This is a genomic window from Mycobacterium sp. OAS707, assembly GCF_014873705.1.
GTDB lineage: Bacteria > Actinomycetota > Actinomycetes > Mycobacteriales > Mycobacteriaceae > Mycobacterium.
Genome location: NZ_JADBDS010000002.1, coordinates 1,138,508 through 1,162,707 on the forward strand (window position 1 = coordinate 1,138,508; position 24,200 = coordinate 1,162,707).

Below are 24,200 nucleotides of genomic sequence, written 5' to 3' on the forward strand. Positions count from 1 at the left end.
GGGCAACGTCAGATGCTGGCGTTGCCCGCTTTCCATTGCTCCCACGGAATGTTCCAGTCGCCAAGGCCATCGGTGCCGGGCAACGTCGAACCGACCGTGTTGATCACCTCGACGATGTCGCCGCGCTTGGTGTTGTCGTAGAACCAGACGGCATTGCTCGGGCTGACGTTGAGGCACCCGTGGCTGGTGTTGGTGTAGCCCTGGCTGCCCACCGACCACGGTGCAGAGTGCACGAAGATGCCGCTGTAGCTGATCTGGGTCGCCCAGTCCACGTCGGTGCGATAGCCGTTGGGCGAATTGACCGGCACGCCATACGTCGACGAATCCATGACGATGTGGGTGAACCGGGCACCGACGATGTAGACGCCGTTGTTGGTGGGCGTGCTGTCCTTGCCCATCGACGTCGGCATCGTCTTGATGACTTCACCGTTGCGCCGAACCGTCACGATCTTCGTGTTGTCATCGGCGGTCGCGATCACCTCATCGCCGATCGTGAAGCGGGTATGGACGTTCTCCTGGCCGAACAGTCCGTCACCCAGATCGGCGCCGTAAATGTTGACAGCGACATCGACCGTCGTGCCAGGCTTCCAGTATTGCGCTGGGCGCCAACGGACTTCGCGGTTGTTCAGCCAGTAGAAGGCACCCTCGACGGGTGGGTTGGTTGTGATTTTGATCGCCTTCTGCGCAGCCAACCGGTCGGTGATGTTCTCGTCGAACTGCACCGCGACTGGTTGACCGACACCAACCACCTCGCCGTCGTTGGGCAGCACGTAGGCCATGGTGAGGTTTTCTGGCGAATGCGTCTGGAACGTCATCTGCTGGCTCGTGGCGCCGCCGAGGCCCAGCGCCTGCGCGTTCAGCGTGTAGCGCTCGTTGTAGCCAAGCGGATCGGTCGTGGACCACACCAGGCCGTCGGGGCTGAGGTGCCCGGCCACCGGCGTGCCGTCATCGGCGTTGACCATCGTGACGGCGCCAAGCACACCGTCCTCGGCGCTGACCGTTACGGGCGACTCGACGCTGACGCCGACGGCGCCGTCCTTGACCGACGCGGAGAGCTTGGGCACCAGCAGGTCGCCGTAGGGCGTGCCCTTGTCTGTGATGACCTGAGGCGCCTGCGGTGGAGCCGGCTTACTGCTGCACGCACTGAGGCCGAGCACGAGCCCGGGAATCAGCGCCGCGGCGACCAGCCAGGCACGTTTCCGGCGCGGACGGGCCACCCGCTTGACCTGCCCCATACTTTGCTCCACTTCGACACCATGACCGACACACTGAGGATTCTTGGCAATAGTCTAAGGGCAAATTTAGCTGGGGGCGCAACGTCGGCGTCGCTCCCAGCGGCGGCGAGCGGTCGTGATTTCACCCTTGCCGCGAGGCCTGTTATTGTCGCACACGCAGCGCCGTTAGCTCAGTTGGTAGAGCAGCTGACTCTTAATCAGCGGGTCCGGGGTTCGAAACCCTGACGGCGCACTCCAGAGCGTTAGACCTTGGTCAACACCAGCGCCGCCTCGTTGTACGGAAACACGCGGTAGAAGACACCGGACGGCCCCGCAACGAGCGGTGTGGCCTCAGCCTTACTCACGAGCCGAGGGTTGGCGAGCGCGATGCTCTTGCCGCGCTTGTGCAGTACCGCCTGTCCACTGGCGAACACGTTCTTCACCCAGTCCGATTTCAGGCCATACCCGATGAGAACGATGAAGCCGTCGCGGATCGGGAACACCAACAACGGCGTTCGATAACGCCTGCCTGACTTGCGTCCGACATGTTCGAGTGTCCCTAGGGCAGGAAGCCAGGGCGTGATTGACCGAGCCGCCGGATTGGTGATTCGACTGTTGAACTTGGCGACGGCCCTTGGCATCCGCATCAGCGCGAGCAATCGGGACGCGCCCTGGCCATCCGCCGTGGTCGCGCATCCGGAAACCTTCGGTGCAGCCCGTCGATCAGTCGGTGCGCCTCATAGAGTTCATGACGCAGGTTGGCCACCCGGCGCCGAGCAATCGCAGCGGCGTGACCCTGCACACGTCGCGTGCGGATTTCGGCCGATTCCACCTTTTTGGAGATTTCGTCGACGTGCGCGTGCAGCGATTGCAGTAACTCCCGCGCCTGCGCCGTGTCGGGGTCATCGATCACGTCGGCATCATTGCATCCGCCACGGCTACGCGCGCGCCGGGGCAGGTTCAGCAAATGTGAGCAGGCCGTAGGCGCCGCTTGCCCGGGCAACGATCGCGCAGTAGCCTATTAACGGCAACGACAAATTAGCCAGAAGCCCGGTTAGCGAGAAGTCCGATGTGCTACTACTCACATAAGTTCACTTATGCTTCGAGGTGGGCGATCGTTGCGCCTGGTAACGGTCGTGTGACTTCACCACGATTTATGCTGCATAGCGAGCGATCATGGTGCTAACCTCTAGTTAGCTACAGCGAATTACAAGCCACGTGACAACTACGGGCGCAACGAAACGAGGTCTTAGCTGATGTCCACCATAGACGCATCGCTCACCGCGGGTGCGTCCGGCGCGGCTTCAGCCGACGACGTAACCGGGCAACTGCCCGTGATGGTGTACACCTGCAGCCGCCTCGGCCGGGTCGCCAACCCGCCCAGTTTCTGGTTCGCCGACCTGTTCCGCTCGGCGCGCAGGCGCTAGCCGGTCACCGCCGCCGCGCGCGGCGAATGACAACCACTACGACCACGGCGCCGACGCCGGCCAGGGAGGCCGCGACTGCAGGCTTCTTCAGAAACCGCACCACGCCCGCCTTGATGTCGTTGGCGATTCTCTGCGGATTGGCACGCACGGCGAGAGTGTCGACCGTCGCGGCCAACTGATCACGCGCCTGGTCGATGTCCCGCTTGATGGTGTCGGGATCGCGGTCCGCCACTTCTTGCCTCCAAGCCCGTGAGCGCTTCCTTGCCGATCTACCCTAGTTGAGCTTGCGCTCACCGGAGCGCACCGGTCGAAGAAGGGACCCTCCCGCATGCCGCAGACCCCGCGTCTCGAGGTGGGCGACAAAGCCCCCGCGTTCAGCCTGCCCGATGCCGACGGCAACACCGTCAAGCTGTCGGACTACAAGGGCCGCCGGGTCATCGTGTACTTCTACCCCGCCGCATCCACGCCGGGATGCACCAAGCAGGCCTGCGACTTCCGCGACAGTCTGAGCCAACTCAACGGGGCCGGCCTCGATGTCATCGGCATCTCCCCCGACAAGCCTGCCAAGCTCGCCAAGTTTCGCGACGACCAGAAGCTGACCTTTCCGCTGCTGTCCGATCCGGACCGCAAGGTGCTCGAAGCATGGGGCGCCTACGGCGAAAAAACCATGTACGGCAAGACAGTTCAGGGTGTCATCCGCTCGACGTTCGTCGTCGACGAGAAGGGCAAGATCGCCGAGGCGCAGTACAACGTGCGCGCGACGGGGCACGTCGCCAAGCTACGACGAGACCTGTCCGTTTGAGCCGAGGTTGGCCAGCAGCAGCGCCTCCGCGGTCGCCGCGCGTTCCAGTACGCCAAGGTGCAGGCTCTCGTTGATGCTGTGCGCCTGCGTCTGTGGGTCTTCCACACCGGTGACCAAGATCTTGGCCGACGGAAACGCCTCGGCGAATTCGGCGATGAACGGGATCGAACCACCAACCCCGGTGTCGACGGGCTCATTGCCCCACGCCCGGCGGAAAGCGGCGCGCGCGGCGTCGTAGACGGGCCCACTGGCGTCAATGGCGTAGGGCTGGCCGAGGTCGCCCGGTATGACGGTCACCTGCGCGCCCCACGGCGCGTGCTGCTCGAGGTGGCGGGTCAGCGCGGCCAGATGCTCTTTCGCGTCGCCGCCGGGGGCCACCCGCATACTGACCTTCGCCCGCGCCCGCGGGATCAACGTATTCGACGACTTGTCGATCGAAGTGGTGTCGATGCCGATGACGGTGATCGCGGGCTTGGCCCAAAGTCGTTGTGGCACAGAGCCTTCACCGATTTCAGTGACGCCGTCGAGTAGGCCGGCTTCTTCGCGCACCCGCTCCGGTGAGATGTCGACGTCGGCGACTGTTCCTTCATGCAGTCCGGCGACGGCGACGTTGCCCTCGTCGTCGTGCAGGCTGGCCAGCAGGCGCACCAGCGCGCTCAACGCGTCGGGCGCCACACCGCCCCAGAGGCCGGAGTGCAGGCCATGGTCGAGTGTTGCGACCTCGACGATGCAGTCGGCCAGCCCGCGCAACGACACCGTCAGCGATGGCACCTCGGTGCTCCAGTTGTCGGAGTCGGCGATGACGATCACGTCGGATGCCAACACGTCGCGGTGGGCGGCCAGCAAGCGCGACAGTGACGGCGAGCCGGACTCCTCTTCGCCTTCGACGAACACCGTGACGCCGACGGGCGGTTGGCCGCCGTGAGCACGGAACGCCGCCAAATGTGTTGCAATGCCTGCCTTGTCGTCGGCAACACCGCGACCGTAGAGCCGGCCGTCACGCTCGGTCGGTTCGAACGGCGGCGACTGCCATTGACCGGGCTCGCCTTCCGGTTGCACGTCGTGATGCGCGTACAGCAACACCGTCGGCGCGCCGGGCGGGGCTGGGTGACGCGCGATGACCGCGGGCGCGCCGCCTTCGCTGACGATCTGAACGTCGCCGAACCCGGCCTCCGACAACAGCTTTGCGACTGCGTCGGCGCTGCGCTGCACTTCGGGCCTGCGGGCGGGATCGGCCCACACGGATTCGATGCGTACCAGGTCTTCCAGGTCGCGGCGCACCGACGGCAGCACCTCACGCACCCGCTCCACGAGATCACTCATGGAGCCGAGACTAGCGGGTCACCCCACTACCGCGAGCGTGCGTGTCTGCGCAGCGACACGCCGCCAAATGTGTACATCTTGCGCACTTTCGCCAGCGACGAGGGCGCGCGGAATGCTCGCCAACAACGGCGTGTCGGCGTGCAGACACGCACGCTCGGCGTAAGAAAGTTAGCGCTCCTCGAGGATGGCGACCGCCGCGGCGGTGTCGGCCTCATGCGTCAGCGACAGGTGGATCGTCACGTCCTTGAGGTGTTCGGCGATGGCCCCGGTCAGCCGGACCTTCGGCCTGCCCCACATGTCGGTGATGACCTCGATGTCGCGGTGAATGCCCTCGGGCAACACTGGCCGTCTCGAGAACCGCGAACCCGACCAGGCCTTGATGACCGCCTCCTTGGCCGCCCACCGCGCCGCCAGATGCCGGGCCGCAGACGAACTCTTGTCCGCGGCATCGCGTCGCTCACCGGGAGTGAACGTCTCGGCGAACACCGTGCCGGGCTGGTCGACCTGCTCGGCGAAGTCGGGAATGGAGACCAGATCGATCCCCACCCCGACTACTGCCATGAGAGGAACAGTAGCGCGCACCCCTCGAGACGCCGATGTTCTTCGCGCAAGCGCTCATCACCGCACATACACGTCGCCGTCACCCAGCCGCGCCGCCGGATCGAGCAGCATCTCCGCCTCCTGCCGCTTCTCCGGCGCCTCATGGCTGAACCGGCGATCGGCAGGCTTCTCGTACAGCGCAGGCCCACCGGCGATCGCCGACGCCAGCCGGTGCTGACCGGCCAGCACGCGTGCCTCGAACCGCTCCTGGTAGTCCTTGCGCTGCTCGGGATTCAGCGCCGCGATGAACGCCTGCGGATGCACCAGCGCGATCAGACCGGACACGTGACCGAACCCGAGGCTGGTGATCAGCCCCGCCTTGAGCGGGAACTTCTCCCCCAGCCGCAAGGTGTCGCGCAGCCACACCAGGTGCGCGGCGCTGGCCAGCTCGTCGTCGACGCAGTCCAGGCTGCGGTTCGGCGGGATGACGCCGTCGCGCAGGATCTGGCACAGCCCCATCATCTGGAAGGCCGCGGCACCACCCTTGCTGTGGCCGGTCAGGCTCTTCTGCGACACCACGAACAGCGGTGCGCCCGCAGAGCGGCCCATCGCGTCGGCGAGCCGCTCGTGCAGCTCGGTCTCGTTCGGATCGTTGGCCAGCGTGGAGGTGTCGTGCTTGGACACCACCGCGATGTCGTCGGGGCCGACGCCGAGCTTGGCCAGTGAACGCGCCAACTCCGACTCACGACCACCGCGGCCTGCGCCCAACGCGCCAAGTCCCGGAGCCGGAATCGAGGTGTGCACACCGTCGCCGAACGACGAGACATAGGCGAGCACCGACAGCACCGGAAGACCCATCTGCAACGCGAGGTCACCGCGGGCCAGCAGGATGGTGCCGCCGCCCTGGCCTTCGACGAACCCGAGCCGACGACGATCGTTGGCGCGCGAGAACTTCGAGTCGCTGATGCCCTTGGCGCGCATCATCTCGGTGTCGGCGGTGGCCGACATGTCACCGAAGCCGATGATCGCCTCGAGCGTCAGGTCGTCGTAGCCGCCTGCGACGACGAAATCCGCCTTGCCCAACCGGATCTTGTCGACGCCCTCTTCGACCGAGACCGCCGCGGTGGCGCACGCGCCGACCGGGTGGATCATCGCGCCGTAGCTGCCGATGTAGGACTGAACGACGTGGCCCGCGTACACGTTCGGCAGGACCTCTTGCAGGATGTCGTTCGGCTTGTTCCTGCCGAGCAGGTTGCCGTGATACATGGTCTGCATCGACGTCAGGCCGCCCATGCCGGTGCCCTGGGTGTTGGCCACCAGGCTGGGGTGCACCCAGCGCATCAACTCGGCCGGAGTGAATCCAGCTGACAGGAACGCGTCGACGGTGGTGACCAGGTTCCAGATGGCCAACCGGTCGATCGAGTTCATCATCTCCTGGCTGACGCCATACACCATCGGGTTGAACCCGGTGGGGATCTGCGCGCCGACCGTCCGCGACAACTTCGTCTTGCGCGGCACCCGAATTTCGGTGCCCGCCTTGCGAGTGACCTGCCAGTCGCCGCTGTCCGGCACCGGCGCGATGACGGTGTGCTCCGGATCGAACTGGACGAACTGACGCGCCTCTTCCTGAGAGGACACCACGAACGTGAAGTCCTTGTCGAGGAACACCGAAACCAGCAGCGGCGCAGCGTGATCGGGGTCGATCGCGCCGTCGTCGACGAATTCGCGGATACCGACGCGCTCGACGACCGCGTCGTGGTAGCGCTCAACCAGCTCGCCCTCGTCGACCAGGTCGCCGGTCTGCGTGTCGTACCAACCCGGCGTCGGGTCGTCCTCCCACTTGACCAGGCCTGTGGTCCACGCCAGTTCGAGCACACCGGCCGCCGACAGCTCGTTGTCGACCTCCATCTCGAAGCGAGTCCGCGATGAGCCGTACGGTCCCAATTCGGCGCCGCCCACGATCACGACCAGATCGGCCGGGTCGACCTCGAGGTCCGCCCACTCGGGCGCCGGCGCGGACTGGTAGCCCCGCGGCGGCGACGGCAGTGCCCGGATGGTGCCCTCGTCGTCCGCCTCTTCGTCGGTGGCGGCTTCGCCCAGCATGTCCTCACGCGCCTTGGCTGCCAGCTCGGACAGGTCGAGGTCGACCTCCGCCAGGCCGCCGGTCAGGTCGGCCTGCAGCGGCTCGCGGGCCGCGGCGACCTTGGACTCGATGTCGCACAGGCCGAGCAGCATGCTCGCCATCTCTTCGGTCGTGTACGTCGTCACGCCTGCTTCTTCGACCGCACCGACGATTGCGTCGTTGTGGCCCATCAGCCCGGTGCCCTTGGTCCAGCCGATCAGCGCGTGCGCCAACGAAACTCGTTGTGCCCACGACGACTCGGCCTTCCACCGCGACACCACCGCATCCAGTGCGGCCTTGGCCTCGCCGTACGCACCGTCGCCACCGAACATGCCGCGGTTCGGCGAACCGGGCAGCACGACGTGCAGGCGCGCCGCGATGTCGCGCTCGGCACCGATGTGCGACAGCCCGCCGATCAGCCGTTGCACGGCCCACAGCAGCACCTTCATCTCCATCTCGGCGCGCGAGCCGGCGTCGGACAGATCACCGGCCACCCGCGGCGCTGCGAACGGGAACAGCAGCGTCGGGGTCTGCGCATCCTTGAGGTGAATGGACTGCGGCCCAAGGCTTTCGGTCTGCTCGGTGCCGACCCACTCGACGAGCTTGTCGATGTCGGTGTACGACGCCATGTTGGCGGGCACCACCCACAGCTTCGCGTCAAAGCGTGCGTTGTCGCGATACAGGTTGCGGTAGAACGCCAACCGGTCGTCCTCGAGCTTGGACGTCGTTGCGATCACCGTCGCGCCGCCGTCGAGCAGTTGGGCCACCACGGACGCGGCGATGGATCCCTTCGACGCGCCAGTAACGACGGCGACCTCATCGGTGTATTTACCCTTGCCAGGGTTCTCGGCGCCTGCCGCGGCACGCCCGTAGAGCGAGGCGTGAATGTTGCGGCCTGTGGCCAGGGCCTTGCCCTGCCACCAGGTGGCTTGCGTGCCAACGACATTGCCTGCGCCCTCGAACCGAGCGGAGATGCGCTGCCAGTCGGCGTCGATCTCGCTCTCGTCGAGCACCCAGATCTTGGCCAGGTCCTCGCGTGCGCTGGCCCACCGGTCGTCGAACAGCACCGCCTTGCGGCCGTCGAACGTGGGAGCCACCAAACGCGGCCAGTCCGAACCGAGTTCGGCGGTGACCAGGTCGATGAGCTCGGCGTCGGTGGCCTCGGGCACCGGAATCGGAGTGTCAAGGCCGAGCTGCCCGAGGATCAGGCGGGCGGCCGAGGCGAGCACGCCGTTGCGGCCGGTGACCTGTTCGGCGAACTCGCCAAGCGCGGCGGAATCCACCACCCCTCCCCCGGCACCACCGGCAGCCGACGGGAGCGACACCGGAACACCTTGGCGCGCACCGACTGCCATCACGGCCGCGTCGATGACCTTGTCGACGGTCGCCGCGTCGGCGAGCGCACCGTCGTGCAGACCGCCGAGCTCACCGCCGCGGACACTGGAGCCCTCGCGGGTGCCCAGCGCCACCTCGACGGTCACATGCTTGACCCAGCCGTCACCGAGTTCCCAGGCCTTCTTGACCCGCTCGCCGATGTAGGCCGGCCGCTTGCCGGACGGGCCGAGCACCGTGCGTAACTGATCGTTGATCGCATCGGAAAGTACTGGGCCGAACGGCTTGTAGGTCCGCGCCAACTTGGCGACCTGTCCCTTCAACCCGGCCAGGTCGGCCTCGGCCGCGCCGTCGATGGCACCGAGGTTCAGCTCGGAGCCCAGGTCGACCAGCAGCTGGTTGCGTCGCGACGACGCACCGTCGGTGATCGACTCGATCGAATCCAGCGGCTCGATCTGATCGATGCGCATCTTGGCCGACAACGCGATCAACGCCATCGTGGCGTCGGCGGCGTCGTAGCCGAGATCATCCGGGCGCGGGCCCCCGGAAGGAGCCGCAGGCGCGGGCGCCGGGGCGACCGGGGCAGCGGCCTCGACGGGTGCGGCCTCCGCGGCGGGCGCAGGCGTCTCGTCGAGGTCGTCCTCGGGCTCCGGATCGGTATCCGTGGCGAACAGCACCGCGGCGTCGCGCTCGGAGTTCAGCACTTCTGTTGTGTTGTGCGAATACTCGGGCAGCTTGAGCGTGTTGGTGGCCAGGCCCGCAACGGTCGGCGCCGACTTCACGCCGATCTCGACGAACCGCTCGATGCCAAGACCGCCCGCGGCCTCCTCGATGAAGAGCAGGTCTTGGGTCTCGATCCAGCGCACCGGGCTGGCGAACTGCCATGCAAGAAGCTCGATGACGACCTTGCGGCACAGCTCGGCCGGCTTCTCGTTGCGCCACGTGTCGTAGTCGGCGAGGATCTCGTCGAGCGGCTCGGCGGGCACCAGGTCGCGGATCTCCTGGATGAAGTCACGGTCCAACGTGAACGGCCGCGGCACCAGGTTCGGGATGTACTTGCCGATGATCAGGTTCGGATCCTTGTCGCGCGGCATGACGCGCTCCAGCGACCGGCGGAAGTCGGCGACGCCGACCCGCAGCACCGACGAGTGGAACGGCACGTCGATGCCTGGCACCAGGATGAACGACCGCTTGCCGCCGGAGATTTCGCGTCGCCGCTCGACCTCTTCCTCGAGCGCCTCCAGACCGCGCACGGTGCCCGCGATCGCGTACTGCGAGCCACGCAGGTTGAAGTTCACGATCTCCAGGAATTCACCTGTGCGCTCAGAGATTTCGGCGATGAACTGCTTCACGTCGGCGTCGTCGAGATCGATCTGCGACGGCCGGATCGCGGCCAACCGGTAGTTGGACCGGCCGAGGTGATCGCGCGGCACGATGTCGTGCATCTTGCTGCCGCGGTGGAACACGACCTCCAGCAGCGCCTCCAGTTCGTACACGCCGGACACGCAGGCCAGCGCGGTGTACTCACCGACGGAGTGCCCACATGCGATGGCACCCTCGACGAACGCGCCCTGCTCACGCATTTCGGCCACCTGGGCGGCGGCCACCGTCGCCATCGCGACCTGAGTGAACTGCGTCAGGAACAGCACGCCATCCGGGTGGTGGTAGTGCACACCGCTGGCGATCAGGCTGGTCGGGTTGTCACGCACCACGTGCAGCACCGAGAAGCCCAACGTGTCGCGGGTGAACTTGTCCGCGGTGTCCCACACCTTGCGGGCGGCCTTGGACCGGGCGCGGACCTCCATGCCCATGCCCTTGTGCTGAATGCCCTGACCCGGGAACGCATAGACGGTCTTCGGCGCCTCCAGTTGCGCGGTCGCCGACATCACCAGCTCGGAGCCGACGCGGGCGGCCACCTCGATGATCTCTGCGCCGCGGTCGATTCCGACGCGGTCGACGCGGAAGTCGATCTCGTCGCCGGGCAGCACCATGCCGAGGAAGCGCGACGTCCAGCCGACCACGCGGGCAGGCGGAGCGGGCTTGCCATCGGTCGCAGCGACCACGTGTTGCGCTGCTGCGGACAGCCACATGCCGTGCACGATGGGCGATTTCAGCCCGGCCAGCAGTGCGGCGGCGCGGTCGGTGTGGATCGGGTTGTGATCGCCCGAGACCACCGCGAACGCGCTCATGTCGGTCGGCGCCGCGACGGTGACGTCGCGGCGGCGCCGACGCGGTGTGTCGGTCGCGTTGTCGGTCATCGCACCGCCCGCGCGCGGCGGGTCGGTCAGCTCGGCTGCGCCGGTGCGGCCGCGGATCGCGAAGCGCTCCTCGAGCGTCGCCAGCTGAGTCCCGTCGGCGGCGAGAATGGATACCGAGACCGGGATCACCCGGCCGTACTCCGTGTCGGTCGCAGCGGAAACCGTTGCGGTGACGGTCAATTCGGCCTTGCTCTTCGGCATCGCGGTGAGCAGGTGCGCGGCGTGGTCCAGATGCACCAGGCTCAGCAGGCCCTCGACGACGGGGAAGCCGTCATCGGTGACCGCCGACCCGATGGCGGAGAACACCGCGGGCCAGCAGTGGCCGACCAGAGCATCCGGCACCAGCGCGAGGCCGGGCGCCAGTGGCGCACCGAACGTCGCGGTCACCCCGGTGTGATCAGCGACCTCCTCGGGATCCCACTCGACGGTGACCTTGGCGGTGCCGTCATGCACCGGCGGAAGGGCGTCGGGCCCCTCGACACCGGCCGCGATGGCCAGCACCGACCGCATTGCCGTCGAGGCGTCTTCGACCGTGACCACAGGCATGCCGCCGTCGACCGTGCAGGGCGGCAACGTGAAGCGGATGTTGATCCAGATGTCGGAGAGCGGGACGGCGAGCGTCACGGTGTCACCGGTCAGTTCCAGCCGCGCACCCGTGGACGGGTGTGTGGCGGAACGGTTTTCGTTGACCTGCCACTCGTCGGGTGCGCCGATGCGGTGTACCGGGTTGATCGCGGTACGGCCCGCCCACAGCACGTCGGGCGAATCCAGCACCACCGCAAGCGGACCGGTGACGTCGGCGCGCGCCTGGCGGCGGGAGACCACTGCGGCGGGCTGCCCGTCGGTGGCCAGGGTGGCGTCGATCGCGGCCTGCTCGAAGCGGTCCAGCAGCTCGCCGACGGGCTCGTCCACTCGGGTGATGCCCGCCACCGACTGCGTGCCGGGGATGATGCAGACCTGATCGGCGGTGTAGCGGGCGTCGTGGGCCTGCCACAGCGAGTCGCTGCGCCACCACCGGCGCACGTCCTTGTCGATGACCGGGACGAAGTTGACCGGCTTGCCGAGCATCTTGCACAGCGTGACGAACCACGGCACGTCGGCCGGGTGCAGCTTGAGGGTTTCGGCCTCCGGGTAGCGCGACAGCAACAGGGCGATCGCCTGCTCCGGATTGTTCAGCAGCGCAACGTCATTGAACAGAGTCTCGATCGAACCCGAGTCCTGCGGGTGCAGTCGGGCCTCGGCACGCTCGAGCATCTGCTGGAACCGGTCGCGCCAGGTGTCGGCCAACCACGGAGTGCCGGGCAGTTTGGTGTCGGCGGTGCTGTTGTCCTCGCCGATGGCCAGCTCGATGTAGCGCCGCAACCACTGCGCATACGTCATGTCCCCGATGTCGCCGAAGTACGGCTTGCAGGTGTTCGCCATCGCGGCGATGATCTCGTCGCGCCGCGCCTCGACGGCGTCCGCGTCGCCGGCGACCTCGTCGAGCAACCGGCCGCACCGCGACGCGGTGTTGTCGATCTCGTGGATGTCGGCGCCCAGCTGGCTGCGCGAGGACGCCATGCCGCCTTGGGCCTTGCCGGCGCTGATCCAGTGGTCGGTGCCGGTGGTCTCGACGAGCATCTGCTTGACCGCGGGCGAGGTGGTGGCCTCCAGCGTCGCCATCGCCGCGGTGCCGACCAGGATGCCGTCGACGGGCATCGCAGGGAAGCCGTAGGCCTCGGCCCACGAACCCGACAGGTACTCGGCCGCCCGCTCCGGGGTGCCGATACCGCCGCCGACGCAGACCGTGATGTTAGACAGCTTGCGTAGCTCGGCATACGTCGCGAGCAACAAGTCGTCGAGGTCTTCCCACGAATGGTGGCCACCGGCGCGGCCGCCCTCGATGTGCACGATGACGTCCTTGCCGGGCACCTCGGCGGCGATGTTGATGACCGACTTGATCTGGTCGATCGTGCCTGGCTTGAACACCACGTGGCTGATGCCGACGCTGTTGAGCTCGTCGATCAGCTCGACGGCTTCCTCGAGATCAGGGATGCCCGCGGACACGACGACGCCGTCGATCGGGGCGCCCGACTGACGAGCGCGCTGCACCAGCCGCTTCCCGCCGACCTGCAGCTTCCACAGGTACGGATCCAGGAACAGCGAGTTGAACTGGACGGCGCGGCCCGGCTCCAGCATCTGGGTCAGCTCGGCGATGCGCCCCTCGAAGATCTCCTCGGTGACCTGACCGCCACCGGCCAGCTCGGCCCAGTGGCCGGCGTTGGCGGCCGCGGCGACGATCTTCGCGTCGACGGTCGTCGGCGTCATGCCCGCGAGCAGGATCGGCGAGCGGCCGGTCAGGCGGGTGAACTTCGTCGACAGCTTGACCGAACCGTCGGGAAGTTTGACGGTGGTCGGCTTGTAGCTCGACCACGCCGGTGGAACGTCGGGCTCGCCGCCGACGGTGAACAGGTTGCGCTGGCCGACGCGGGTGGCCGCAGGGACCAGGCCGATGCCGAGACCGCGGACGACCGGCGCCGTCACACGGGTCGCGGTGTCGCTGGGGCCGAGGTCGAGGATCCACTTCGCGCCCGAGTCGTGCAGCCGCTCGACCTCGCCGACCCAGTCGACTGGCTCGACGAACACAGCCTTGGCGAAGTGATGGGTGAGCTCGCGGTCGATGCTGGTGCGGGCGGCCCATTCGTCGATCAGGTCGACGGCGGGTGCGAGACGCGGCGTGTGGAAGCCGACCTCGACCTGGATGCCGTGGAACACCGGGGAGAAGACTGCGCCGCCGCGAAGCTTGTTCTTGCGCTCGGCCTCTTCCTTTTCGGTGATCTTGCTGCAGTACAGCTCGAAGCGGCCGAGCTGCTCCGGCGTGCCGGTGATGACGACGGAACGCCTACCGTTGCGAATCGACAGCACCGGCGGCAGCACGGTGCGGACGTCCTGAGAGAACTCCTCGAGCAGTTCGGCAATGCGGTCGGGGTCGGCGTTGGTGACCGACACCATCGGCGACTTGTCGCCGCGGCCGACCATGCCCCGGCGACGCGACATCAGCGACCCGGCGGCACCCATCAGCTGCAGGATCGCCAGCAGCTCGGCGTCCCTGGCGCCCTGCGCCTTCAACGACTCGCAACCCAAGATGCCCTGCGAATGTCCGGCCATCGCGACCGGCGCGGTGCCGTAGAGGTCGAGGCCCTGGCGGATGACGGCGCGGGTCGCAGCCATCTGGGTGAGCAGGATGCCCGGGCCCGAGATGGCGATGGCCATCAGCTGCTTGGCGGTGGGCAGCGTCTCTTCTGCGGCGAGGGCGCGCACCCACTGCAGCGGCTCGAAGCCGATCGGGCGCACCACGACGAGTTCACGGGCCACCGGTTCGAGCAGCAGCGCGGCCTCACCGACGATCTCGCTCAGCTCGGATTCGATGCCTGCGGAGCTGACCAGCTCCTCCAGGTTCTCCAGCCAGGCCCCGCCCTGGCCGCCGAATGCGACCGCGTAGGGCTCTCCTGCGTTCAAACGATCGACGAGGGCGTGTGTACCTGCCATGGCTTGCGAGGCGCCGTTGTCGCGGCTGGTGGTCACTCTGCTCTGTTCGTTGATCGTCACGTCTTGTTATCTCCCTCGGTACGTTCTCGCGCGTATCGCTCGTCTGTGCTGTCGTCTCTTGGAGGCCATGCGATTCGGCGTCGAATCCCGGCTGGTTCAGGCCTGTCCGGCACGCGGGCCATCCGACAGTCTGTCTAGACGGGTCCCCTGGCGGTCCCAGCCTCTCCAGCCGTACTAAGAGTGGCATAAGAGACCGCACCATTTTCGCGCCCTAAATGGTTACTAGCGAGTTCTACGCACGGGTAACCACATGTTCGATAACACCGGCCGGGGCGAGGCCCGAACCTATGCGGGACAAACGTCCTGCTGGCAGGTGGTTACGGTCGAGTAGGCGCAACAGTGCAGATCAAGGCAGTATTGTTATGTAATCGTTATGTAAAAATTTCGCTTCGTGCCGCCGGGCGCGTCGGCACGCGCAAAGTCGACAACTTGACAGAATTTGTCTTCTCCCGCCCACTGGCTACCAGAAAAAGTTTGCTGGCTCTACTTACTGATCAGTAAGTTTTAGTCCCACTGACCGAATCGCGACTTGAGAATGTGGTTGATGTCGACCCCGATGCCGCCGACGTTCTGCTTGTCGATCTCGACCTGGTGCAGGTGCGCGGCGGGATGCACGAACCCCTTCGGCGAGCCCCAGTTGTGCTGCCAGAAGTAGGAGCCCAGCCCATCCTGCAGCGCCCAGTCGATGGTCTTGGCGTTGGCGTAGACCCCGACGCGCTGATGGCCCAGCACCGACTCCCACCCGCGCAGATAGGGCGCGACCTGGCTCTTGTACTGGTCGTAGCTGGGATCGTCGTCGATCGACGCGTAGATGGGAGCGCCATACGAGCCGCCTGCCGCCACGTGCAATTGCCAGCCGCGTTTGGCGTGTGCCACGCCTGCGCTCTGTCCGCCGAGCCAGTCCGCGGTGTCCTGCTTGCCGTATTGATAGCAGGAGACGATCTTCAACCCGTTCTGATACAGGTCGCGGGCCTCGGGCAGCTGGATCGGCTTGCCGAGCATCCAAGCGCCCCCTGGCCGCCGATCGGAGACGTAGCGGATCGCGCCCTGCGCACCGGACGCCCGCAGATCAGGAGCTTTGATGATGCCTGCCGCGTAGTCCAGCAGGATGCCAAGCGGCGCCGCGTTGGCTCGGGGCGGCGCCAGCGCCGATGCCGCCGCCTCCAGGCCGGCGCCGAGGCCGAGCACCGCTGGCGCGGCCGCGGCGCATTTGAGCACGTCGCGCCGGGATATTGCCACGTGCCACAGAATATGACACCAGTATCAATTTTCACGTTATCGCCACTGGTCACATCTGTATCAAGATTCACAAGTGGGCGGCATGCTGCGAAACCAGTGGTCGTAGGGGCACAAGATCACGAAATCCGCTGACAAGCTGCGCTCAGACCGTGCAATTCCTACGATGAGCCATGCCCTCGGGGACCGTCAGCTCGCAGCCGGACGTGAATACAGCTGCCGCCGTTGACGATCCGCAGATCGAGCTGATCGGCGTCCGCAAGGTGTTCGGCGATGTCACCGCGGTCGAGGGGGCCGACCTGACCGTGGCCGACGGCGAACTGTTCGCCATCCTCGGGCCGTCGGGATCCGGCAAGACGACGGTGTTGCGGATGATCGCCGGCTTCGAGCCGCCGACCGCCGGGGTGATCAAGCTCGGCGGCGCCGACGTGACCGCGTTGCCCGCCCGCCGTCGCGACGTGAACACCGTGTTCCAGGAATATGCGCTGTTCCCGCACATGACCGTCGCACAGAACGTCGAGTACGGCCTGAAGGTCAAGGGCGTGCCCAAGGCCGAGCGCAGGCGTCGCACCGCCGACGCGCTCGAGATGGTGCGCCTGACCGACCACGCGCCGCGCCGCCCTGCCCAGCTCTCGGGTGGCCAGCGGCAACGTGTGGCGCTGGCCCGCGCATTGGTCGGGCGGCCCCGGGTGCTGCTGCTCGACGAACCTCTAGGCGCGTTGGATCTCAAGCTGCGCGAGCAGATGCAGATCGAACTGAAGGCGATCCAGCGCGAGGTCGGCATCACGTTCGTGATCGTCACCCACGACCAGGACGAGGCGCTGACGCTGTGCGACCGGCTGGCCGTGTTCAACGAGGGGCGCATCGAGCAGATCGGCAAAGCCCGCGACGTCTACGAGAATCCGGCCAACCGCTTCGTCGCCGATTTCGTCGGCACATCCAACGTGCTCGATGGCGCAGCAGCCGAGGCACTGATGGGTCGGCGGGGAATGTTCGTCATTCGGCCCGAACGCATCGGGGTGTTTCGGCCGGGCACCGATCCGGTGCAGGGCGTGCGCACGGTCGAGGCCATCGTGTCGGAGGTCATCTACGCCGGCCCGACAACACGCATCGCCGCGATCGCCGAGCCCGACGTCACCCTCACCGCGACGATCCTCACGGCCAGCACTTGGCTGCCACCCGACCTGCACCACGGAACACCGATCACGTTGGCCTGGCCCGAAAAGGCGGTCCACCAATTGAAATTCGAGGAGTAGCCATGAGATCCACGCCTGTGCGAATCGGTTTTGCCCTGATCGCCAGTGCTGCCCTTGTCCTGTCGTTCACCGCATGCTCCAAGTCGGAACAGTCGTCAGGAGGCAACGGCCAGTCACCGCCGAAGATGGAACCGCTTTCGGCGGTCGGCAACGGCGAAGGTCAGCTGAACCTCATCGCGTGGGCCGGCTACGCCGAGAACGGTTCCAACGACAAGACTGTCGACTGGGTGACGCCGTTCGAGCAGCAGACCGGCTGCAAGGTCAACGTGAAAATCGGCAACACGTCCGACGAGATGGTGCAGTTGATGCGCAGCGGCCAGTACGACGGCGTGTCCGCTTCCGGTGATGCCACACTGCGGCTGATCTATGCCGGTGACGTCGCGCCCGTCAACACCGACCTGGTGAGTAACTACGCGACGATTTCGTCGTTCCTCAAAGACAAGTCGTGGAATTCGGTGAACGGCCAGATGTACGGGATTCCGCACGGCTGGGGCGCCAACCTGCTGATGTACAACATCGACGTGGTGCGCGATGCGCCGAACTCGTGGGCGGCCGTTTTCGACGACGCGGGCAAGTACAAGGGCAAGGTGACGGCGTATGACTCCCCCATCTACATCGCCGACGCCGCGCTGTATCTGTCCAAGACCAAGCCGGATCTCGGCATCAAGGACCCATACTCGTTGACACCCGAACAGCTCGACGCCGCAGTCGATTTGCTCAAGAAGCAGCGCGAGAACGTCGTCGAGTACTGGTCGGATTACACCAAAGAGGTGCAGGCGTTCGAGTCGGGAACTTCGGTGATCGGAACCACCTGGCAGGTGATCGCCAACACGATCGGCACCGACAACAAGGTTCAGGTCAACACGGTGCTGCCGAAGGAGGGTGCCACCGGCTGGTCGGACACCTGGATGCTCTCGTCGAAGGCCGCACATCCCAACTGCATGTACAAGTGGATGAACTGGATCACCTCGCCGGAGGTCAACGCTCAGGTCGCCGAGTACTTCGGCGAGGCACCCGCGCAGTCGAAGGCCTGTGAACACACCTCGCAGAAGGACTTCTGCGACATCTACCACGCGACGGATGAGAAGTTCGCCTCCGAGATCCACTACTGGACGACGCCGCAGAAGCAGTGCGTCGACGGCAGCGGCGACAACTGCACGGCCTACAACGAGTGGGTCGACAAGTGGCAACAGATCAAGGGCTGACGCAGCGCGCCGAGGGGCGACCGATCGCTTCAGTGTCTGTGGGCCGCCGGGTCACCCTGGCGTTCCTGCTGGCGCCGCCGATGGCGTGGCTGGTCGTCGCCTATCTGGGTTCGCTTGCGGTGCTGCTGGTTTCGGCGTTCTGGACCACCAACAGTTTCACCGGTGCGGTGGTGCGCACCTTCACCACCGACAACGTGGCGCGGGTGGCGACGGAGGAGGTGTTCCGCACAGCAACCGTCCGTACCCTGCTGATCGCCCTGACCGTGACAGTCATCTGCGCGATCCTCGCGGTGCCGTTGGCGTTGTACATGGCGAAGGTGGCCTCACCGCGGGTGCGACTGGCCTTGGTGGTGGCGGTGACCACGCCCCTGTGGGCGAGCTATCTGGTCAAGGCCTACGCCTGGCGGATGTTGTTCTCACCGGAGGGGCCGATGGCGTGGTCGACGGGGTACACCCCGGGCTACGGGCTGGCGGCGACGATCGTCACGCTGACGTATTTGTGGTTGCCCTACATGGTGATTCCGGTCTTTGCGGCGTTCGAACGCGTTCCGGATTCGCTCATCGACGCCAGTTCGGACCTGGGGGCCTCGGATTCGGCGACGCTGCGGATGGTGGTCGCACCGATGGTGTTTCCCGGTATCGCGGCCGGTTCGATCTTCACGTTCTCACTGTCGATGGGCGACTACATCGCCGTGACGATCGTCGGCGGTAAGACCCAGATGCTTGGCAACATCATCTACGGCCAGCTCGTGACCGCCAACAATCAACCCCTGGCCGCCGCGCTGTCGATCATCCCGCTCGTCGCGATAGTCGGCTATCTGTTGGCTATGCGGCGCACCGGCGCGCTGGAGAATGTGTGATGCTGTCGGCAGGCGCGCGCAGGGCGGTACGGGTATGGGTGGCCTTCGTGCTGGTATTCCTTTATGCGCCACTGCTTTTGGTTGTCATCAACGCGTTCAACTCCTCGCGGACGTTCGCGTTCCCGCCCAGCGGCTTCACGTTGCGGTGGTGGGCCGACGCGGCCAACAGCCAGGGCATGTGGAAGTCGCTGGCCAACTCGGTGGTGGTCGGCCTGGGCGCGACGGCGATCGCCCTTGTGCTGGGCACGATGGCCGCCTTCGCAGTCCAGCGCTACACGTTCTTCGGCCGCAATGTGGTGAGTTTCCTTGTCGTCCTGCCCATTACGCTACCGGGCATCGTCACCGGCATCGCGCTCAACGCGACGTTCACCTCGGCGCTTGGCGTGACGCTCGGGCTTGCGACGGTGATCATCGGCCATGCCACGTTCTGCGTCGTGATTGTCTTCAACAACACTCAGGCCCGGCTGCGACGGCTGGGCACCAATCTCGACGACGCATCGGCCGACCTTGGCGCGTCACCGTGGCAGACGTTTCGGTACGTGACATTCCCGATGATGCGCGGCGCGCTGGTGGCCGGCGCCATCTTGGCGTTCGCGCTGTCGTTCGACGAGATCGTCGTCACCACATTCACCGCGGGGCCGACGGTGCAGACGCTGCCGATCTGGATCTTCGGAAACCTGTTCCGCCCCAACCAGGCTCCGGTGATCAACGTCGTCGCCGCGGCGTTGACGGTCGTCGCGATCATCCCGGTGTGGCTCGCGCAGCGCTTCGGTGGCGATCCGGCCACCACCCGGGTGTAGCGATTGCTACCGCTTCGATTCGGGGTCTCCGTGCAGCAGAATGCCTGCGGTGAACTCCGAAACGGCGCTGGCCATCTGTCGGCGGATGGCATCATCGAGGTGGGCGGCGATCACTCGATTACCCAGATCGCGGTAATCCAGCACGATCCGACTCAGCTCCGCCATCTCCGCGGGTTTGGGCACGTGGTTGGGCCCGAACCGCGCCGAGTACAACTCCTCTATCGCCCGCACGAAGTCGGCGGCCAAGTTGTCGGTTGAGTCCCGGGTCGACTCGTACACCCGCAGGATCGCTCGCGCGTACAGCATCGGATCGCGACTGCGCGCCACGATGGCGGCCAGCACCGCATCCTTCAGCACCACCTCACCGTCGGTGGTTTCGGCCAAGCCGTAGTCGATCAGTTTGCGCGCATCGTCGCTACGGGCGTCGATGCGGACGGCAGCTGTCTTCGCCGGTGCCGGCTGCTCCTCGGCAGTCTCGTCGGACCGTGGACCCAGAATCGCCCGCTGGATGCCGAGGATGTCGGCCAGATCGGCGCCCTGGCGCATGCTCGCGAAGAACTCCGAGATGTGGGCGGAGTTGAAGCCACGGCGCAGCAACTGGTTGATCGTCTTCAGCTGAGACAGGTGATAGTCGTCGTAGTACGCCGAGCGCCCGACCCGACGCGGCGGGTCCAGTAGCCCGCGCTCCCGGTACGCGCGGATGTTGCGCGCCGTGACCCCCGAGATCCGCGCCAAGTCGTCCAGTCGGTACTCAGCCAACGTCGCGCACCCTGACCCGGTCCAAGGCGCGTTTCGGCTTTGCACCGCGCCAACGCACATGACCACTCTAGCCGTCGGGACTGGTTTGCGAGCGAAGTCTGAATCCCCCGCCGAGATATTTGCTAGGTATTCGAGGTACACGTGCTCAACTGCGGCAATGACGATGGCGCGGGTCGGACGCCGACGAGTTGGTGCAACTTCAGCCAACTCGTTTCCCATCGCAACCGGGCACGTCGCCGGTGTTGCGGTGAGTGATTTCACGCGTCATGAATTGGCGTCAGCGCCGCCCGCTGGAACATGATGGACGCGCATCGCGTTGTTGAGCGAAGACAAAGTTCCCTGCTGAGAAAGGTTCGGTGTGCGTCCCTGGATCGTCTGGGCCACCGGACTGCTCGCTTATATCGTCGCCGTCCTCGACAGGACCACCCTCGGCGTTTCGGGGTTGGCGGCCGCCGACCGCTTCAACGCCAGCCCGAGCGTGCTGTCGACGTTCGTGGTCCTTCAGGTCGTGGTGTACGCGGCCGCGCAGGTGCCCGCGGGGCTGCTGCTCGACCGATTCGGTTCCAAGGCGCTGATCCTGTCCGGCGCGGCCGTGATGGCGACGGGCCAACTCGTACTCGCATTCACCGAATCCCTCCCGCTTGCCGTCGCGGCGCGAGCATTGCTCGGTCTCGGTGACGCGGTGACGTTCATCTCCGTGCTGCGGTTGGTGCCGCACTGGTTCTCTGCCGAACGCGTTCCCCTGGTGACGCAGCTGACGGGCATCTGCGGTCAGCTGGGCCAGGTGCTTTCGGCCGTTCCATTTTTCGCAGTGCTTGCCGGCGCCGGTTGGACCACCGCCTACGTTTCGGTCGCAGCCGTCGGTGTGTTGTCGATGGCCCTGACGCTCGGGCTGGTCAAGAACACCCCGACCGGTCCAGTCACGCCGGTGCACGGTTCGTCGGTCATCCAGACGCTGGTGAGCGTCAAGACGGTGTGGCTGCGGCCGGGCACGCGGCTCGGCTTTTTCACCCATATGGGCACGCAATTCTCCGTGACGGCCTTCACCTTGATGTGGGGCGTTCCGTATCTCACCGAGGCTCAAGGACTTTCGACGAGCGCGGCGGGCGCCCTGCTGACCATCTCCGTGGTCGCCGCCATCTCATCGGGTGTCGTCATCGGGATCTTCACCGGCCGGTTGCCGCATCGGAGGTCACGGATGGTGCTCGGCATCATCGCCGCCAACGCAGTGGCGTGGACGGTGGTGCTCGCACTGCCGGGCCGCTCCCCGCTGTGGCTGCTCGTCGCGCTCATCGTCGTCATCTCGGTCGGTGGTCCTGGCTCGATGGTCGGCTTCGACTTCGCGCGCACGTTCAACCCGAGTGCGACGCTCGGCACCGCACAGGGCATGGTCAACATGGGCGGCTTCGTCGCGTCTCTGTTGGTGATGCAGGCAATGGGACTGATCCTCGATGCCACAGGCGACTTCTCGCTCGGCTCGTTCCGGCTCGCCTGGACAGTGCAGTACGCGATCTGGGGCCTCGCAGTGGTCGGCATCCTGATCACCCGCCGCAAGGCACGGCGACTGATGCGCATCGAGGAAGAAGCGATGCTGCTGGAGAGCTTGGACGCGGCGCCCGCGGTGCGCTGACCGCTAGCGGTTGCGGGCGGTCGAACGCCTGTTGGCCTTCTTGATCGCCGAAACCAGTTCGTCCTTGCTCATCTTCGAACGACCCGAGATGTCAAGCCTGCGTGCGACTTCCGTCAGGTGCTTCTTCGAGGCGTTGGCGTCCACACCCTCGGCGGATTTGCCGCTCGGATTGGGGCCGCCACTGCGTGCGCGGGAATCCGACGGCCCCTTCTTCGATTTCGGCTCCCAGTGGTCACCGACCTTTTCAAAGCTGTGCTTCAACGCGTCGTAGGCGACCCGGTGCGCCCGCTCGCCTTCGCCGTACTCCTTCACCGCGTTGTCGTGCACCTTTGCGAAGGTGCGCTGTGCCTTGGCAGGCGACTTCTGCAACGTGCTCGGCAGCTCACTCTTGCGAGCCGAACCGCTCTTCGTTGTCTTAGGCATCGGTAGTGCTCCTCGAGAACTGAGACGATGGCGCCGCAGAGGTGGCGTCGGCTGCACGTGTGCCGGCTTCTTGACGCTCCGCGCACCCGGTGCGCAACCCCATACGGCCCACAGAGGGCGTTACCCGAAGGCCGTGGGGCTAAACGCCTGACAGGCTCCTCGCGATGGCCTGCGCGGCGTGCCGATGGCCGAGCGTTTCGTACCCAACCACGCTCACCATCGGGGCCAGCGTGACGACCAGCAGGCAGTTCGCCATCGAGATACCTGCGGCGGCCAGCCAGACCGCGGCGCCAAGCACCACGGCTGTCAACGCGATGAGCAGCAGATGGAACATGTCCATCGTCCGCACTAACCACGCGTAAAGGACGTAGACCGAGACGACGTATCCGCCGACCGGCACGGCCACGGCCAACACCGTCTCCACCGAACCGAGCTTCGAGTGGCCCTCGATGTAGAAAGCGGCGACATGTAGCCCCGCCCCGGTCGCCACGATCGCCCCGAACGGCAGGATGTGGAAGTAGCCGAAGAAGAACGACCGCTCGGGATGAGCGTGCAACAGATCGGCCTGCGGCACCACGAAATACGTCCACCACATCCCGAATGTCAACCCGATCCCTGCGACGGCCACGAAGATCGCGTCATACGACCACCCCTGCGTGCCGACGGCCGCGGACACCGATGCAACCGTGCCCACCACGCCCTCACCCAGGGCGATGATCGTCAACAGGCTGTATCGCTCCGTGATGTGATGCGCGTGCCACGGCGTGCCGCCCATCCGCTTCTCGGCCAGGACCGGGCCCAGCAATTCGATCCCGATCAGCACCACCACGAAGACGAACGTCATCGGCACCGAGGTGTGCAAGAAGATGGTGGTGGCCCAGCCGATCTGGGCGACGGTGACCGCGCTCGCGTAGGTCAAGCAGGCCGAACGTCTACCCGGGTCCTGCTTCGCAGCGCGTAACCACTGTCCCACCAACGAGATTCGCATGACGACGTAACCCGCCACCATGACCCCGTTGTCGACGTGGCCGCCGTGTTCGATCGACGCGAACATCTGCGGCAAGCCCAGCGCAAGGATGACCACCCCGACCATCTGCAACATGGTCATCACGCGGTAGATCCAGTCGTCGGTGTCGTACGCCGACGCGAACCAGGCGAAGTTGATCCACGCCCAGCAGACCGCGAACGTCGCGAACGAGAAGCCGAGCAGCCCAGCGCCGACGTGGTTCTCGAACATCAGGTGGGCGAACTCGTTCGCGGCGATGCCGAACGCGACGACGAACGTCAGGTCGAACAGCAGCTCCAGTGGTGTGGCCACCCGGTGTTCCTCATGCGGATCGCGACCCGTCATCGGCCGAATGCGATGCGCGGCCACTGGGCGCTGCGGTGAGGCCTCGGTCATTGTTTGCGTCCTTTCACCGCTAC

18 protein-coding genes and 1 tRNA gene are annotated in these 24,200 nt (G+C 66.1%); 8 read left to right on the forward strand and 11 right to left on the reverse strand.

From position 1 onward, the window contains the following. Positions 1-8 precede the first annotated feature (8 nt). Positions 9-1,235: an Ig-like domain-containing protein gene (locus tag GGC64_RS16300; protein ID WP_192723916.1), complete on the reverse strand. Its 1,227-nt coding sequence runs from the start codon at positions 1,233-1,235 to the stop codon at positions 9-11. Positions 1,236-1,394: 159 nt separating this feature from the next. Here GGC64_RS16300 and GGC64_RS16305 point away from each other — a divergent pair. Further along, positions 1,395-1,467, forward strand: a tRNA-Lys gene (locus tag GGC64_RS16305). 10 nt (positions 1,468-1,477) lie between these two features. Here GGC64_RS16305 and GGC64_RS16310 read toward each other — a convergent pair. Together GGC64_RS16310 and GGC64_RS16315 are read right to left on the reverse strand one after the other, a co-directional pair. Further along, positions 1,478-1,861 (reverse strand): nitroreductase family deazaflavin-dependent oxidoreductase, encoded by a 384-nt coding sequence (locus GGC64_RS16310; protein ID WP_192723515.1) that lies wholly within the window; start codon positions 1,859-1,861, stop codon positions 1,478-1,480. Beyond that, entirely contained in the window at positions 1,861-2,127 is a 267-nt protein-coding gene (locus tag GGC64_RS16315) for a hypothetical protein (RefSeq protein ID WP_370582132.1), read from the reverse strand. The genes GGC64_RS16310 and GGC64_RS16315 overlap by 1 nt, the downstream gene beginning before the upstream one ends. Positions 2,128-2,470: 343 nt before the next feature. Here GGC64_RS16315 and GGC64_RS16320 point away from each other — a divergent pair, with 343 nt between their 5' ends. After that, complete coding sequence (locus GGC64_RS16320; protein ID WP_192723516.1) at positions 2,471-2,641, forward strand: hypothetical protein; 171 nt, start codon at positions 2,471-2,473, stop codon at positions 2,639-2,641. A 4-nt stretch (positions 2,642-2,645) separates the two neighbouring features. On the opposite strand, the gene GGC64_RS16325 is transcribed toward GGC64_RS16320, so the two are convergent. Further along, positions 2,646-2,873, reverse strand: coding sequence for a DUF3618 domain-containing protein (locus GGC64_RS16325; protein WP_192723517.1), 228 nt, complete (start codon positions 2,871-2,873; stop codon positions 2,646-2,648). 96 nt (positions 2,874-2,969) lie between these two features. Between GGC64_RS16325 and bcp the strand changes: the two genes are divergently transcribed. Next, a complete protein-coding gene (gene bcp / locus GGC64_RS16330; RefSeq protein ID WP_192723518.1) occupies positions 2,970-3,443 on the forward strand; it encodes a thioredoxin-dependent thiol peroxidase in 474 nt (157 codons plus the stop codon). Here bcp and GGC64_RS16335 read toward each other — a convergent pair. The 4 genes from GGC64_RS16335 to GGC64_RS16350 all read right to left on the reverse strand — a co-directional run bounded on the left by GGC64_RS16335 (position 3,420) and on the right by GGC64_RS16350 (position 15,845). Next, positions 3,420-4,766, reverse strand: coding sequence for a dipeptidase (locus tag GGC64_RS16335; RefSeq protein WP_192723519.1), 1,347 nt, complete (start codon positions 4,764-4,766; stop codon positions 3,420-3,422). The two genes, bcp and GGC64_RS16335, sit on opposite strands and share 24 nt — an antisense overlap. A gap of 168 nt (positions 4,767-4,934) precedes the next feature. Beyond that, on the reverse strand, positions 4,935-5,327 hold the full coding sequence (locus GGC64_RS16340; protein WP_192723520.1) for a holo-ACP synthase: 393 nt from the start codon (positions 5,325-5,327) through the stop codon (positions 4,935-4,937). Between the two features lie 57 nt (positions 5,328-5,384). Further along, on the reverse strand, positions 5,385-14,606 hold the full coding sequence (locus GGC64_RS16345) for a fatty acid synthase subunit beta domain-containing protein (RefSeq protein ID WP_370582133.1): 9,222 nt from the start codon (positions 14,604-14,606) through the stop codon (positions 5,385-5,387). A 504-nt stretch (positions 14,607-15,110) separates the two neighbouring features. Beyond that, positions 15,111-15,845, reverse strand: a complete 735-nt coding sequence (locus GGC64_RS16350) for a DUF1906 domain-containing protein (RefSeq protein WP_192723521.1) — start codon at positions 15,843-15,845, stop codon at positions 15,111-15,113. A 170-nt stretch (positions 15,846-16,015) separates the two neighbouring features. Here GGC64_RS16350 and GGC64_RS16355 point away from each other — a divergent pair, with 170 nt between their 5' ends. From GGC64_RS16355 to GGC64_RS16370, 4 genes are read left to right on the forward strand one after another with little or no spacing between them, the layout of a single operon-like run. After that, positions 16,016-17,098, forward strand: coding sequence for an ABC transporter ATP-binding protein (locus tag GGC64_RS16355; protein ID WP_192723522.1), 1,083 nt, complete (start codon positions 16,016-16,018; stop codon positions 17,096-17,098). Between the two features lie 2 nt (positions 17,099-17,100). Then, positions 17,101-18,303, forward strand: a complete 1,203-nt coding sequence (locus tag GGC64_RS16360; RefSeq protein WP_192723523.1) for an ABC transporter substrate-binding protein — start codon at positions 17,101-17,103, stop codon at positions 18,301-18,303. After that, complete coding sequence (locus GGC64_RS16365) at positions 18,282-19,163, forward strand: ABC transporter permease (RefSeq protein WP_192723524.1); 882 nt, start codon at positions 18,282-18,284, stop codon at positions 19,161-19,163. The genes GGC64_RS16360 and GGC64_RS16365 overlap by 22 nt, the downstream gene beginning before the upstream one ends. Further along, positions 19,163-19,963 carry an ABC transporter permease gene (locus GGC64_RS16370; protein WP_192723919.1) on the forward strand — a complete coding sequence of 267 codons (801 nt, stop codon included), beginning with the start codon at positions 19,163-19,165 and terminating at the stop codon, positions 19,961-19,963. Before GGC64_RS16365 ends, GGC64_RS16370 begins: the two co-directional genes overlap by 1 nt. 6 nt (positions 19,964-19,969) lie before the next feature. Here the strand turns inward: GGC64_RS16370 and GGC64_RS16375 are convergent, their stop codons facing one another. Next, on the reverse strand, positions 19,970-20,722 hold the full coding sequence (locus GGC64_RS16375) for a MerR family transcriptional regulator (RefSeq protein ID WP_192723525.1): 753 nt from the start codon (positions 20,720-20,722) through the stop codon (positions 19,970-19,972). A gap of 358 nt (positions 20,723-21,080) precedes the next feature. On the opposite strand from GGC64_RS16375, the gene GGC64_RS16380 reads away from it, so the two are divergent. Beyond that, a complete protein-coding gene (locus GGC64_RS16380) occupies positions 21,081-22,352 on the forward strand; it encodes an MFS transporter (RefSeq protein ID WP_192723526.1) in 1,272 nt (423 codons plus the stop codon). Between the two features lie 3 nt (positions 22,353-22,355). Here GGC64_RS16380 and GGC64_RS16385 read toward each other — a convergent pair whose 3' ends face one another. Together GGC64_RS16385 and GGC64_RS16390 are read right to left on the reverse strand one after the other, a co-directional pair. Next, positions 22,356-22,775, reverse strand: coding sequence for a ChaB family protein (locus tag GGC64_RS16385; RefSeq protein ID WP_192723527.1), 420 nt, complete (start codon positions 22,773-22,775; stop codon positions 22,356-22,358). Between the two features lie 139 nt (positions 22,776-22,914). After that, the gene (locus GGC64_RS16390) at positions 22,915-24,177 is read right to left on the reverse strand and encodes a low temperature requirement protein A (RefSeq protein ID WP_192723528.1); all 1,263 of its coding nucleotides are present in this window, start codon (positions 24,175-24,177) and stop codon (positions 22,915-22,917) included. Positions 24,178-24,200: the final 23 nt, after the last annotated feature.

Excerpts from the sequence above, each read along its gene's own strand:
- GGC64_RS16300 (WP_192723916.1), bottom strand. The coding sequence starts at position 1,235 with ATGGGGCAGGTCAAGCGGGTGGCCCGTCCGCGCCGGAAACGTGCCTGG.
- GGC64_RS16310 (WP_192723515.1), bottom strand. The coding sequence starts at position 1,861 with ATGCGGATGCCAAGGGCCGTCGCCAAGTTCAACAGTCGAATCACCAAT.
- GGC64_RS16320 (WP_192723516.1), top strand. The coding sequence starts at position 2,471 with ATGTCCACCATAGACGCATCGCTCACCGCGGGTGCGTCCGGCGCGGCT.
- bcp (WP_192723518.1), top strand. The coding sequence starts at position 2,970 with ATGCCGCAGACCCCGCGTCTCGAGGTGGGCGACAAAGCCCCCGCGTTC.
- GGC64_RS16335 (WP_192723519.1), bottom strand. The coding sequence starts at position 4,766 with ATGAGTGATCTCGTGGAGCGGGTGCGTGAGGTGCTGCCGTCGGTGCGC.
- GGC64_RS16340 (WP_192723520.1), bottom strand. The coding sequence starts at position 5,327 with ATGGCAGTAGTCGGGGTGGGGATCGATCTGGTCTCCATTCCCGACTTC.
- GGC64_RS16355 (WP_192723522.1), top strand. The coding sequence starts at position 16,016 with ATGCCCTCGGGGACCGTCAGCTCGCAGCCGGACGTGAATACAGCTGCC.
- GGC64_RS16360 (WP_192723523.1), top strand. The coding sequence starts at position 17,101 with ATGAGATCCACGCCTGTGCGAATCGGTTTTGCCCTGATCGCCAGTGCT.
- GGC64_RS16370 (WP_192723919.1), top strand. The coding sequence starts at position 19,163 with ATGCTGTCGGCAGGCGCGCGCAGGGCGGTACGGGTATGGGTGGCCTTC.
- GGC64_RS16385 (WP_192723527.1), bottom strand. The coding sequence starts at position 22,775 with ATGCCTAAGACAACGAAGAGCGGTTCGGCTCGCAAGAGTGAGCTGCCG.
- GGC64_RS16390 (WP_192723528.1), bottom strand. The coding sequence starts at position 24,177 with ATGACCGAGGCCTCACCGCAGCGCCCAGTGGCCGCGCATCGCATTCGG.